This window comes from Streptomyces sp. ISL-100, assembly GCF_018614615.1.
Classification (GTDB): Bacteria; Actinomycetota; Actinomycetes; order Streptomycetales; family Streptomycetaceae; genus Streptomyces.
The window spans coordinates 1-12840 of the sequence record NZ_JAGGOK010000066.1 but is presented as its reverse complement, the minus strand read 5'-3'; the positions used below and the strand labels follow the sequence as shown (position 1 = coordinate 12840).

The 12840-nt window shown below is 67.9% G+C and carries 10 protein-coding genes, 1 tRNA gene and 1 pseudogene; 2 read left to right on the top strand and 10 right to left on the bottom strand.

Annotation, left to right across the window (positions count from 1 at the left end; all coding sequences use genetic code 11):
* Positions 1–39: 39 nt before the first annotated feature.
* Positions 40–729 carry a TetR/AcrR family transcriptional regulator gene (locus tag J7E89_RS28055; RefSeq protein ID WP_214977247.1) on the bottom strand — a complete coding sequence of 230 codons (690 nt, stop codon included), beginning with the start codon at positions 727–729 and terminating at the stop codon, positions 40–42.
* Positions 726–1709, bottom strand: coding sequence for an acyl-CoA desaturase (locus J7E89_RS28050; protein WP_214977246.1), 984 nt, complete (start codon positions 1707–1709; stop codon positions 726–728). Before J7E89_RS28050 ends, J7E89_RS28055 begins: the two co-directional genes overlap by 4 nt.
* 233 nt (positions 1710–1942) lie before the next feature.
* On the opposite strand from J7E89_RS28050, the gene ppc reads away from it, so the two are divergent.
* A complete protein-coding gene (ppc, locus tag J7E89_RS28045; RefSeq protein WP_214977245.1) occupies positions 1943–4669 on the top strand; it encodes a phosphoenolpyruvate carboxylase in 2727 nt (908 codons plus the stop codon).
* Positions 4670–4737: 68 nt separating this feature from the next.
* Here the strand turns inward: ppc and J7E89_RS28040 are convergent, their stop codons facing one another.
* The 8 genes and pseudogenes from J7E89_RS28040 to J7E89_RS28005 all read right to left on the bottom strand — a co-directional run bounded on the left by J7E89_RS28040 (position 4738) and on the right by J7E89_RS28005 (position 11265).
* The gene (locus J7E89_RS28040; RefSeq protein ID WP_214977244.1) at positions 4738–5445 is read right to left on the bottom strand and encodes an LPXTG cell wall anchor domain-containing protein; all 708 of its coding nucleotides are present in this window, start codon (positions 5443–5445) and stop codon (positions 4738–4740) included.
* Between the two features lie 183 nt (positions 5446–5628).
* The gene (locus tag J7E89_RS28035; protein WP_214977243.1) at positions 5629–6096 is read right to left on the bottom strand and encodes a hypothetical protein; all 468 of its coding nucleotides are present in this window, start codon (positions 6094–6096) and stop codon (positions 5629–5631) included.
* 66 nt (positions 6097–6162) lie between these two features.
* The gene (gene pth, locus J7E89_RS28030; RefSeq protein ID WP_214977242.1) at positions 6163–6759 is read right to left on the bottom strand and encodes an aminoacyl-tRNA hydrolase; all 597 of its coding nucleotides are present in this window, start codon (positions 6757–6759) and stop codon (positions 6163–6165) included.
* Between the two features lie 120 nt (positions 6760–6879).
* The gene (locus tag J7E89_RS28025) at positions 6880–7464 is read right to left on the bottom strand and encodes a 50S ribosomal protein L25/general stress protein Ctc (protein WP_214977241.1); all 585 of its coding nucleotides are present in this window, start codon (positions 7462–7464) and stop codon (positions 6880–6882) included.
* A 191-nt stretch (positions 7465–7655) separates the two neighbouring features.
* On the bottom strand, positions 7656–8633 hold the full coding sequence (locus J7E89_RS28020; protein WP_214977240.1) for a ribose-phosphate diphosphokinase: 978 nt from the start codon (positions 8631–8633) through the stop codon (positions 7656–7658).
* Positions 8634–8754: 121 nt separating this feature from the next.
* A complete protein-coding gene (gene glmU / locus J7E89_RS28015) occupies positions 8755–10206 on the bottom strand; it encodes a bifunctional UDP-N-acetylglucosamine diphosphorylase/glucosamine-1-phosphate N-acetyltransferase GlmU (RefSeq protein ID WP_214977239.1) in 1452 nt (483 codons plus the stop codon).
* 109 nt (positions 10207–10315) lie between these two features.
* A tRNA-Gln gene (locus J7E89_RS28010) sits at positions 10316–10386 on the bottom strand.
* A gap of 11 nt (positions 10387–10397) precedes the next feature.
* Positions 10398–11265 (bottom strand): annotated as a pseudogene (locus J7E89_RS28005) (hypothetical protein).
* 154 nt (positions 11266–11419) lie between these two features.
* Between J7E89_RS28005 and J7E89_RS28000 the strand changes: the two are divergent.
* Positions 11420–12751 (top strand): sensor histidine kinase, encoded by a 1332-nt coding sequence (locus J7E89_RS28000; protein ID WP_214977238.1) that lies wholly within the window; start codon positions 11420–11422, stop codon positions 12749–12751.
* Positions 12752–12840 lie beyond the last annotated feature (89 nt).

The following is a 12840-nucleotide window of genomic DNA, read 5'->3' as shown; positions in this document are numbered from 1 at the left end:
CCTCTTCCGGGGCGGCCCGCTCGCGTGGTTCCGGGGTGATCAGTTCTTGCGGTGGCCTATTAGGCGGGGTTTGGCTTCCAGGTTCTCCAGGCCGTGCCAGCACAGGTTGACCAGGTGCGCCGCGACCTCCGCCTTCTTCGGCTTGCGGACGTCCAGCCACCACTGGCCGGTGAGGGCGACCATGCCTACCAGGGCCTGGGCGTACAGGGGGGCCAGTTTGGGATCGAAGCCGCGGGCCTTGAACTCCAGGCCCAGGATGTCCTCCACCTGGGTGGCGATGTCGCTGATGAGGGAGGCGAACGATCCCGTGGACTGGGCTACGGGGGAGTCCCTCACCAGGATGCGGAAGCCGTCCGTGTACGTCTCGATGTAGTCCAGGAGGGCGAATGCGGCCTGTTCCAGGAGTTCGCGGGGGTGGCCCGCCGTAAGGGCGCCCGTGACCATGTCCAGCAGGCGACCCATCTCACGGTCCACCACTACCGCGTACAGGCCCTCCTTGCCGCCGAAGTGTTCGTAGACCACTGGTTTGGAGACGCCGGCTTTCGCTGCGATCTCTTCCACCGACGTGCCTTCGAAACCCTTCTCGGCGAAGAGCGTGCGGCCGATGTCCAGCAGCTGTTCGCGGCGTTCCTTACCGGTCATGCGGACGCGGCGGGCGCGCCGGCTCGGAGTGGGCCTGCTCTTCTCGCTGTTCGTACTGCTGCCGTCGATCGCCACGTCACCAATCATGCCGCTTCGGAGGGCTCGCTCTTGCGCCGGGAGTCGATACGGTCCGCGCTCGGCCACCGGACGTCGTACGCCCAGCCGGCCTTCTCGCACCAGCGGATCAGGCGGGCGCTGGAGTCCAGCTGGCCCTTCATCACGCCGTGCCGCGCCGACGTCGGGTCCGCGTGGTGCAGGTTGTGCCAGGACTCGCCGCAGGACAGGACCGCGAGCCACCAGACGTTGCCGGACTTGTCACGCGACTTGAACGGGCGCTTGCCCACCGCGTGGCAGATCGAGTTGATCGACCAGGTCACGTGGTGGAGGAGCGCCACGCGGACGAGAGAGCCCCAGAAGAACGCCGTGAACGCGCCCCACCACGACATCGTCACCAGGCCACCGACCAGCGGCGGGATGGCCAGGGACAGGATCGTCCAGTAGACGAAGTCGCGGGAGATGCGGCGCAGCGCCGGGTCCTTGATCAGGTCCGGGGCGTACTTCTCCTGCGACGTCTGCTCCTCGTCGAACATCCATGCGATGTGCGCCCACCACAGGCCCTTCATCAGGGCCGGGAGTGTTTCGCCGAAACGCCACGGGGAGTGGGGGTCACCCTCGGCGTCCGAGAACTTGTGGTGCTTGCGGTGGTCCGCGACCCAGCGGACCAGGGGGCCCTCGACCGCCATCGAGCCCATGACCGCCAGGGCGATGCGCAGCGGGCGCTTCGCCTTGAAGGAACCGTGGGTGAAGTAGCGGTGGAAGCCGATCGTGATGCCGTGGCATCCGAGGTAGTACATGAAGACCATCAGGCCCAGGTCGAACCAGCTCACGCCCCAGCCCCAGGCCAGCGGCACGGCAGCCAGCAGGGCCAGGAAGGGGACGGTGATGAAGAGGAGAAGCGCGAGCTGCTCGATGGAGCGCTTGGACTCCCCGCCGCGGGTGGCGGTGGGGGCCGAGGTGTCGCTACCCGCCTCGCGGGCATCTTCGAGCACGTCGGAACGAGTGGTCATGGGGTCCCCTGTGGGGTGAGGGAAGTGTCAGAAGCTCTGGTTGCCAAAGCCGTAGCTGCGAAACCTTTGGCTACGGTTGCGTAACCTACGGCGTCGTAAGTATGGCAGCGCTTTGCCCGGCGGCAAGAGGCCGCGGGGAACGCGTTCGGCCGCGCCGCATATCCTGGGTGCCGTCGGACAGCGTGGTCCACATAACCTCCAGACGTGCTCAAACACTGCAAGGAGCCGCACCTGTGAGCAGTGCCGACCAGAACTCCAACACCAGCGCGGAGCTGCGTGCCGACATCCGCCGTCTCGGCGACCTGCTCGGCGAGACGCTCGTACGGCAGGAAGGCCACGAACTCCTCGAGCTGGTGGAGCGCGTGCGTGCCCTGACGCGCACCGACGGGGAGGCCGCCGCCGAACTGCTCGGCGACACCGACCTGGAAACCGCAGCCAGGCTGGTGCGCGCCTTCTCGACGTACTTCCATCTTGCCAACGTCACCGAGCAGGTGCACCGCGGTCGTGAGATGCGCGCCAAGCGTGCCGAAGAGGGCGGGCTCCTCGCCCGAACGGCTGACAAGCTCAAGGACGCCGACCCCGAGCACCTGCGCCACACCGTCAAGAACCTCAACGTCAGGCCGGTTTTCACCGCCCATCCGACCGAGGCCGCACGCCGGTCCGTGCTGAACAAGCTGCGCCGCATCGCGGAGCTTCTCGAGACCCCGGTGATCGCCTCCGATCGGCGTCGCCATGACCTCCGTCTGGCCGAATCGATCGACCTCATCTGGCAGACGGACGAGCTGCGTGTCGTACGTCCGGAGCCTGCCGACGAAGCTCGCAATGCCATCTATTACCTGGATGAGCTGCACGCGGGCGCTGTGGGTGACGTTCTGGAGGACCTCTCCGCCGAGCTGGAGCGGGTGGGCGTGGAGCTGCCCGCCGACACCCGGCCGCTCACCTTCGGCACCTGGATCGGCGGCGACCGCGACGGAAATCCGAACGTCACACCGGCCGTGACCTGGGAAGTGCTGATCCTTCAGCACGAGCACGGGATCACGGATGCGCTGGAACTCGTTGATCAGCTGCGTGGGCAGCTGTCGAACTCCATCCGCTACGCGGGCGCGACGGAGGAGCTGATGTCCTCCCTCCAGGAAGACCTGGAGCGGCTGCCCATCAGCCCCCGCTACAAGCGGCTGAACGCCGAGGAGCCGTACCGGCTCAAGGCCACCTGCATCCGGCAGAAGCTCCTCAACACGCGCGAGCGCCTCGCCAACGGCACCCCGCACCGCCCGGGCATCGACTACCTCGGCACCGGCGAGCTCATCGCCGACCTCGCGCTCATCCAGACGTCACTGCGCGAGCACCGCGGCGGGCTCTTCGCCGACGGCCGCATGGACCGTACGATCCGCACCCTCGCGGCGTTCGGGCTCCAGCTCGCCACGATGGACGTACGCGAGCACGCCGACGCGCACCACCACGCCCTCGGGCAGCTCTTCGACCGGCTCGGTGAGGAGTCCTGGCGGTACGCCGACATGCCGCGCGAGTACCGGCAGAAGCTCCTCGCGAAGGAACTGCGGTCGCGGCGGCCGCTCGCCCCGACGCCCGCTCCCCTGGACGCCGCGGGCCAGAAGACGCTCGGCGTGTTCACCACGATCAGAGAGGCGCTGGAGCGCTTCGGGCCCGAGGTCATCGAGTCGTACATCATCTCGATGTGCCAGGGCGCTGACGACGTCTTCGCCGCGGCTGTGCTCGCGCGGGAGGCCGGGCTCGTCGACCTGCACACGGGGTGGGCGAAGATCGGCATCGTGCCGCTGCTTGAAACCACGGACGAGCTGCGTGCGGCCGATGTGATCCTTGACGAAATGCTCGCCGACCCGTCGTACAGGCGGCTCGTCTCACTGCGCGGTGACGTGCAGGAAGTGATGCTCGGGTACTCCGACTCCTCGAAGTTCGGCGGCATCACGACGAGTCAGTGGGAGATCCACCGCGCCCAGCGGCGGCTGCGTGACGTCGCGCACCGGTACGGCGTACGTCTGCGGCTCTTCCACGGCCGCGGCGGCACCGTCGGCCGCGGCGGCGGCCCCTCGCACGACGCGATCCTCGCGCAGCCGTGGGGCACGCTGGAGGGCGAGATCAAGGTGACCGAGCAGGGCGAGGTCATCTCCGACAAGTACCTCGTGCCGTCTCTGGCCAGGGAGAACCTGGAGCTGACGGTCGCCGCCACGCTCCAGGCATCCGCGCTGCACACCTCACCCCGTCAGTCCGACGAGTCGCTGGCGCGCTGGGACGCGGCGATGGACACGGTCTCCGAGGCCGCCCACACGGCTTACCGGAAGCTCGTCGAGGACCCGGACCTGCCGGCGTACTTCTTCGCCGCCACTCCGGTGGACCAGCTCGCGGACCTGCACCTGGGCTCGCGCCCCTCGCGCCGCCCCGACAGCGGCGCCGGTCTCGACGGCCTGCGGGCCATCCCGTGGGTCTTCGGGTGGACGCAGTCACGCCAGATCGTGCCGGGCTGGTACGGCGTCGGGTCCGGCCTGAAGGCGCTGCGGGAGGCGGGGCTGGACACGGTCCTGGACGAAATGCAGCAGAACTGGCACTTCTTCCGGAACTTCCTCTCCAATGTGGAGATGACGCTCGCCAAGACCGACCTGCGCATCGCGCAGCATTACGTCGACACGCTCGTCCCGGACGAGCTGAAGCACGTCTTCGAGATGATCCGCGCCGAGCACGAGCTCACGGTCGCGGAAGTCCTGCGCATCACGGGCGAGGAGCAGCTGCTGGGCTCCAGCCCGGTGCTCCACCAGACGTTCGCGATCCGCGACGCCTACCTGGACCCGATCTCCTACCTCCAGGTCTCGCTGCTGGCCCGCCAGCGCGCGGCCGCCGAACGCGGCGAGGAGCCGGACCCGCTGCTGGCCAGGGCGCTGCTGCTCACGGTCAACGGCGTGGCGGCAGGGCTGCGCAACACCGGCTGACGGACACGGCGGTACGGACAGCACGAACGGCGGTGGTCCCCAGGACCACCGCCGTTCGTGTTCGCTGATCAGCTCTGCTGGGCCTTGCGGCGGCGCATCACCAAGTAGCCACCGGCGCCGAGCAGCGCCGCGGCGACGGCGGAGAGAACACCGACGGGCGCACCCGAACCGGTCTCGGCCAGGTCGCCGGAAGCGTCGTCCTGACCGGCCGGGGCCGGGGACGCCGGAGCGGACTCCGTCGGGGAGGCGCCCCCGTTCGGCTGCTCGCCTGCCGGGGCGGGCTCGGAGGGCTTCTCGTTGGGAGTGGCGGCCGGCTCGTCGGCCGGCTTGTCGGCGGGCTTACCGGGTTCGTCGGCGGGCTTCTCGTCGGCCGGGCAGTCGGTCTTGAAGACCTTGTGCTTGGCCTTGCCGTTCTCGCCCTCGAAGTTCCAGAACAGCTTGTACTGGCCGTCGGGCAGGGTCATGTCCTCGGTTCGCTCGTGGCCGGAGCCGTCGAGCGTCAGCGAACCGGACTTCACGGTCTCGCCCTTGGCCAGGTCGTTGTTGGCCCAGGCTTCGATGTGCCAGTCGACCTGCTGGGCCGCGTCGAAGCCGAAAGCGTCGAGATAGAAGGAGCAGACTTTCGGCTCGTTCTTGCGAAGTTCCTCGCCGGTCGTGGCGTTGTGGATCTTCACCGTGCCGTTGTCGCCCTTGGGCGTGGCGTGGGCGGAAGGGGCCAGCAGCAGGGAGGCGGTCACAGCCGTCACCAGAGCGCTGGAGGGAATGAGGGTGCGCATGGGCAGTCCAACGTGAGAGAAGTGGCATGCCGTGGGGGGCGGCTCAGCTTCCTGTGGTCCCTGCGGCCCGTCAAGGAGGAACTTGGCCCATCCGTCCCTTGCGCTGTGACTTGACCCAATGGTCCCGGGTAACGATCAGGAATACGGGGTTCCGGCTCCGCACAGAGGTACGCGGCTCGGAACTCAGAGCGTGAAGAACGACGCGACCAGTAGCGCCCCGCCGACCGCCCCCGCTGCCCAGGCGGTGCGGGTCAGCCGCAGGCCCCCACCGATGACCAGGCCGGCGAGCAGCAGTGCGCCGCCGAGAGGGGTCCAGGCGTGCAGGAGCCCGGATCCTCCGGCGCGTACCACCTCATCGGTGCCGGGCTTCACCACGACCCGGAGCTTCATGCCCTTCTTCGCCGCGATCGACTTGTCGATGCTCACGCGCGGGTGGTCGGGCGTACGGCCCTCGGGCGTGTACGGACCGGTACAGGTCTCGGCGCCGCACGCGGCGACCGTCATCGTGCCGTGCTCGCGCCCCTTGGCGAGCATGACGTGCTGGGCCGTGCCCCAGGAGGAACGCACGCCGGCGACGAGCAGCAGCAGGGCGATGCCGGCCATCGCCGTCCGTCGGGTGTACAGGAGGGCTTGAGTCCGCTTCGAGGCCATGGAGCGCGATCCTTGGCCATATGACCGCGCTCGGTCAACCTCTGGCCATGACCGGAGGGGGGAATATCAGGAGTTGTACGAGCTCTGCGCGCGCTCAAGGCCCTCAGTGACCAGACACTCCACCGCGTCCGCCGCCCGGTCCACGAAGTAACCCAGCTCCTTGCGCTCCGTCGAGGAGAAATCCTTGAGGACGAAGTCCGCCACCTGCGTACGCCCCGGCGGCCGCCCGATACCGAACCGCACCCGGTGATAGTCCGGCCCCATCGCCTTGGTCATCGACTTGAGACCGTTGTGGCCGTTGTCGCCGCCGCCCAGCTTCACGCGCAGCGCGCCGAAGTCGATGTCCAGCTCGTCGTGGACCGCGACGATGTTGGCCGTCGGCACCTTGTAGAAGTCACGCAGCGCCGTGACCGGGCCACCGGACAGATTCATGTACGACAACGGCTTGGCCAGCACCACACGCCGGTTGGCCGGACCCGGCGCACCCATGCGGCCCTCCACCACCTGGGCACGGGCCTTGTGCGCCTTGAACTTCGCCCGCATGCGCTCCGCCAGCAGGTCGGCCACCATGAAGCCGACATTGTGCCGGTTGGCCGCGTAGTCGGGACCCGGGTTGCCCAGACCCACGATCAGCCACGGCTCGGCGGCTGCTGCGTCCGTCATCTGCATGTCTCCTTCATACGCCTTCGTACGCGTCGTACGCCCTCATACGCCAGCCGCCGTCCCGCGCGCAGAGGCGCGGGACGGCGGCTGGACGGTGAACAGCTAGGTGAGCGACGAGGCTCAGGCCTCGGAGCCCTCGGACTCACCCTCGGCCGGGGCCTCCTCGGCCTGCGGGGCCAGCACCTGGATGACGATGGCGTCCGGGTCGGTGACCAGGGTCGTGCCCTCGGGCAGCGGAACGTCCTTGGCGTGGATCGAGGCACCGGCCTCGAGGCCCGCGATGGAGACCGTGACGGACTCGGGGATGTGCGTGGCCTCGGTCTCGACCGACAGCGTGTTCAGCACGTTCTCGAGCAGGTTGCCGCCCGGGGCCAGCTCGCCCTCGGTGTGGACCGCGACCTCGACCGTGACCTTCTCGCCCAGCTTGACCGAGAGCAGGTCGACGTGGGTGATGGTGCGACGGATGGCATCACGCTGAATGGCCTTGGGGATGACGAGCTCGGTCTTGCCGTCGACGTCGAGGCTCAGCAGCGCGTTGCTGGTCTTGAGCGCCATCATCAGGTCGTGACCCGGCAGGGAGACGTGGACCGGCGCGGCGCCGTGGCCGTAGATGACGCCCGGAACCTTGTTGGCACGACGGGTCTGACGGGCAGCGCCCTTGCCGAACTCGGTACGGACTTCAGCGGCGATCTTGATCTCGGCCATGGCTGCACTCCTCGCAGGTGACAAAAAACGGATGGGTCACCCGGCCACGAAACGGCCTGCTACGAAGAGCGCGTCGATAACGGATATGCCGTACTGCATGAGTACGGCCTCCCTCGCCGAGCAACTCAAGGAGTCTACCCGGCGGGAAGGCCGTACCAGAAATCGATCAACGGATCAGACCGTTACGACAGTTACGACTGCTCCTCGAACAGGCTCGTGACCGAACCGTCCTCGAAGACCTCACGCAACGCACGCGCGATCGTCGGCGCGATCGAAAGCACCGTGATCTTGTCGAGCTCCAGTTCGCCCGGGGTGGGCAGCGTGTCCGTAAAGACGAACTCACTCACCTTGGAGTTCTTCAGACGGTCGGCCGCCGGGCCGGACAGGATGCCGTGCGTGGCCGTCACGATGACGTCCTCCGCACCGTTCTCGAACAGCGCGTCAGCAGCGGCACAGATCGTGCCACCCGTGTCGATCATGTCGTCGACCAGGACGCAGACACGGCCCTTCACGTCACCCACGACCTCGTGGACCGTGACCTGGTTCGCGACGTCCTTGTCACGGCGCTTGTGGACGATCGCCAGCGGCGCGTCCAGACGGTCGCACCAGCGGTCGGCCACCCGCACCCGGCCGGCGTCCGGCGACACGATCGTCAGCTTCGAACGGTCCACCTTCGCCCCGACATAGTCCGCCAGCACCGGCAGCGCGAACAGGTGGTCGACCGGGCCGTCGAAGAAACCCTGGATCTGGTCGGTGTGCAGGTCGACCGTGACGATGCGGTCCGCACCCGCCGTCTTCATCAGGTCGGCGATCAGACGGGCCGAGATCGGCTCACGCCCACGGTGCTTCTTGTCCTGACGGGCGTAACCGTAGGACGGGACGACCACGGTGATGCTCCGCGCGGAAGCCCGCTTCAGAGCATCGAGCATGATCAACTGCTCCATGATCCACTTGTTGATCGGAGCCGTGTGGCTCTGGATCAGGAAGCAATCGGCACCGCGCGCCGACTGCTGGTAACGAACGTAAATCTCACCATTGGCGAAGTCGAAAGCCTTCGTCGGCACGAGGTCGACACCCAACTGGTGCGCGACCTCCTCGGCCAGCTCGGGGTGGGCGCGGCCGGAGAAGAGCATCAGCTTCTTCTCGCTGGTCGTCTTGATCCCGGTCACAGCACTGTCTCCTCGGACGTGAATCATTGCTGCTGCGCCCGCACGCCCTTGAATCGCATACGAGCCAGCCGAATTGTGTGCACCTATCACGGTACGCCGTCAGTGGCGCACCTGTTTCCGGTCAGCTTTCGCCTTCGACCACTTCGGCCGCCGACTGAGCCGCCTGCGCGGCAGCACTTCCCGGACGCTTTCGAGCCACCCAACCCTCGATATTCCTTTGCTGCCCACGGGCAACGGCGAGTGAACCGGGCGGAACATCCTTGGTAATGACAGAGCCCGCCGCGGTGTACGCGCCGTCCCCGACCGTGACAGGAGCCACAAACATGTTGTCCGAGCCCGTCCGGCAGTGCGAACCGATCGTGGTGTGATGCTTCGTCTCACCGTCATAGTTCACGAACACGCTCGCCGCGCCGATGTTCGTGTACTCGCCGATGGTCGCGTCACCCACGTACGACAGATGCGGCACCTTCGTGCCCTCACCGATGACAGCGGCCTTCATCTCCACATACGCACCGGCCTTCGACTTCGGGCCGAGCTTCGTACCGGGCCGCAGATAGGTGTACGGGCCGACCGTCGCCCCCGGCCCCACCTCCGCGCGCTCCGCCACCGTGTTGTCCACCCGGGCGCCCGCGTGGACGACCGTGTCCGTGAGCCGCGAATTGGGCCCCACCTCACAGCCCTCACCCAAGTGCGTCGCACCGAGCAACTGCGTACCCGGATGCACCACCGCGTCCTGATCGAACGTCACCGTCACATCAACGAACGTCGACACCGGATCGACGACCGTCACGCCGCTCAGCATCGCCCGCTCAAGCAGCCGGGCATTGAGCAGCCGGCGCGCCTCGGCCAGCTGGACCCGGTTGTTGATACCCAGGATCTCCCGGTGATCGACAGCGACCGCCGCACCCACCCGGTGACCGGCCTCACGCAGGATCCCGAGCACATCCGTCAGGTATTCCTCACCCTGACTGTTGTCCGTACGAACCTTGCCCAGCGCATCGGCAAGCAGCTGCCCGTCGAACGCGAACACACCGGAATTGATCTCACTGATCGCGCGCTGCGCGTCCGTGGCGTCCTTGTGCTCGACGATCCCGGTGACCGCACCGCTGTCCCTGTCCCGCACGATCCGCCCGTACCCCGTCGAGTCCGGAACCTCAGCTGTCAGCACCGTGCACGCGTTGCCGTCGGCGGCATGCGTCCCGGCCAGGCGGGCCAGGGTGTCACCGGTCAGCAGCGGCGTGTCGCCACAGACCACGACGACGGTGCCTTCAATGGTGCCGCCCAGCTGCTCCAGGCCCATGCGGACGGCGTGCCCGGTGCCCTTCTGCTGCTCCTGTACGGCGGTACGGGCCTCGGCGTCGATCTCGCCGAGGTGCGCGGCGACCTGCTCGCGGGCGTGGCCGACGACCACGACGAGGTGCTCGGGGTTCAGCTCGCGGGAGGCGGCGACGACGTGCCCGACGAGCGAGCGCCCGCTGATCTCGTGCAGGACCTTCGGGATGGCCGACTTCATGCGGGTGCCCTCACCCGCTGCGAGGACGACGACGGCGGCGGCCGGGCGGTTGGCGCTCACGGTGATGCCCTTCGGCTTCGGGTGGTGGACACCCGCAGGATACCGGGGGGTGTCATGCCCGAAACGCGCGCGGGTCCTGACCGGTGTGGTCAGGACCCGCAAAGTGAAGCTCCCGGGGAAGGAATCGAACCCTCATTCAATGGACCAAAACCATTTGTCCTACCATTAGACGACCCGGGATGGTTAGTCGCTTATGTCCGATTTTCTGGATCGGACGCGAGTGACGCCCCTACTATGCCGTACCAGGCGCCTTCCATGCGACGGTAGAGGTCGGCGCTCTTGGTGACGTAGATGCTCAGGCAACCCCGGTACGCGTCGCCTGTGTTCTTGCGGATGGTCTTGGGATTGTGCCGCTTGAGTGTTGCCTTGTTGAAGGCGAAGGGTGCCACGCCGGCGATCTCCGCCCAGAACTGTTCGGCGGCGGGCACGTCGGCCGATTCGTGAATGCTGACGGAGAGGCGCAGGCGCTCACGGGGCACCTCGAGCAGGTCGAGCCATCGCAGGTAGAGCTTGATCACGTTCGGGTCGCTGTTGATGAACTTAAGAGACTCGCGCCGGTCGTACGACTTGTCCTTGCCGCCCTCGGCCCAGTAGAGCGTGACACCGGCGAGGAAGAGCTCGCGGTCCTCAGTGTGCCGACTGCCTCCGTAGCGGCACGCTTGGTCCTCTCCCGCTCAATTTCACGTCGCTGGTTTGTTGCCTCCCAGCCTCGCTTCCCGATAGTGGATGCCTCCTCGCGGGTCCTCTTCGGTGGCTTGGGCAGGTCCCGGACCCACAAAGAGATCGAGCTCTTCGAGCAGCCCAGCTCCACCTGGATCTGGTCGTACGTGAGGCCCTGGAGCCGCAGCTCCCTTGCCTTCGCCCGCAGGTCGTCTTTCGCGTTCGGGCGCTTCGTCCACTCCGGGGCGGGCTCACCCTCCAGGAGCCGGTTGAGGATGTCGTTGTTGTCGACCTGGATGCGGTCGCGGATCTGGCGGCGGCTGAGGCCCTGGCGGCGGAGCAGATCGCCTGCTCGCGGAGGCCTTCGAAGTCGGCGTACTTGCCGAGGATTTCCGTCATGCGAGCAGCGTTGTTCGTTATGCGGAGTCTTGGGTCGAAAGCGCGGTCGATTCAATAGTTCGTGTGGACAACGCATGTTTCGGGGGCCAACAGCTGTTTCCGCACTCGTCCGGTCTCCGGATATTGGGTGGCGGGCGCCCGTAGGGTGGTTGGCATGACCGTAACGGGGGCAGATCAGGACGCCACGGGCATGACCGCCCGGCGCTTCTGGTGGTGGGACAGGCGGCGCAGTGTCGTCCTGGATGTGGGGCTGGCGCTGGTTTCGGCGCTCGAATGTGCGTTGGAGGGTGTGAGGTTCGCGGGGAACGCGGGGCTGCCGGTTCCGCTGGGGGTGTTGTTCGGGCTGGTCGCGGGGTCCGTGCTGGTCGTGCGTCGGCGGTGGCCGATCGCGGTGGTGCTGGTGTCGATCGCCGTGACGCCGGCCGAGATGGCTTTCCTGATGGGCATCGTGTCGCTGTACACGCTGGCCGCGTCGGAGGTGCCGCGCCGGATCACGGTGGTACTGGCGGGGATGTCCCTGGCCGGGACGCTGATCGTGACGTTCGTACGGACGCAGCAGGACGTGGCGAACGCCACGGACGGGGACTTCAGGCCCGGGCCCTGGTATGTGCCGCTGGTTTCGTTGTTCTTGTCGCTGGGGCTGACGGGGCCGCCGGTGTTGTACGGGCTCTATATAGGGGCGCGGCGGCGGTTGATGGAGAGCTTGCGGGAGCGGGCGGATTCGCTGGAGCGGGAGCTGTCGCTGCTGGCGGACCGGGCGGAGGAGCGGGCCGAGTGGGCGCGTACGGAGGAGCGGACGCGGATCGCGCGTGAGATGCATGACGTGGTCGCGCACCGGGTGAGTCTGATGGTGGTGCACGCGGCGGCGCTGCAGGCGGTGGCGTTGAAGGACCCGGCCAAGGCGGTGAGGAACGCGGCGCTGGTCGGGGACATGGGGCGGCAGGCGCTGACGGAGTTGCGGGAGATGCTCGGGGTGCTGCGTTCGGGGGATGCGGGGGAGAAGCGGCGGCCGGTGGCTTCGGCGGTTCCGTTGGCTGCGGTGGGTGCGGCTGCGGCTGCGGTGGCTGCCGCCGAGGCGGAGGACGGGCCGTGTCTGGCCGATCTTGAGGCGCTGGTGGGGCAGTCGCGGCAGGCGGGGATGGTGGTGGAGTTCTCGGTGGAGGGCGATCCCGTTGCGTGTGGGCCGCTGGTGGAGCAGACGGCGTATCGCGTGGTGCAGGAGGCCCTGACGAACGTGCACAAGCATGCGGCGGGTGCGAAGACGTGGGTGCGGTTGGCGCACCGGGGTTCGGAGGTGGCCATGCAGGTGGAGAACGGGCCGTCTGACGGTGGTGCGGCGGATGCGGGGTTGCCGAGCGGGGGGAATGGGCTGGTGGGGATGCGGGAGCGGGTGACGGCGCTGGGGGGTGTGTTCGTGTCCGGGCCGACGGACGCGGGTGGCTTTCGTGTGTCGGCGGTACTCCCGGCCCGGCCGCGCGGGGGGTAGCTCGCTTCCGGGTGGGGCTTGACTGCGGGCTGCCGGTCGCCGGGCCGGCTGCCGGGCCGCCTCCGGCTGCGGGGGCGGGGGCGGGGTGG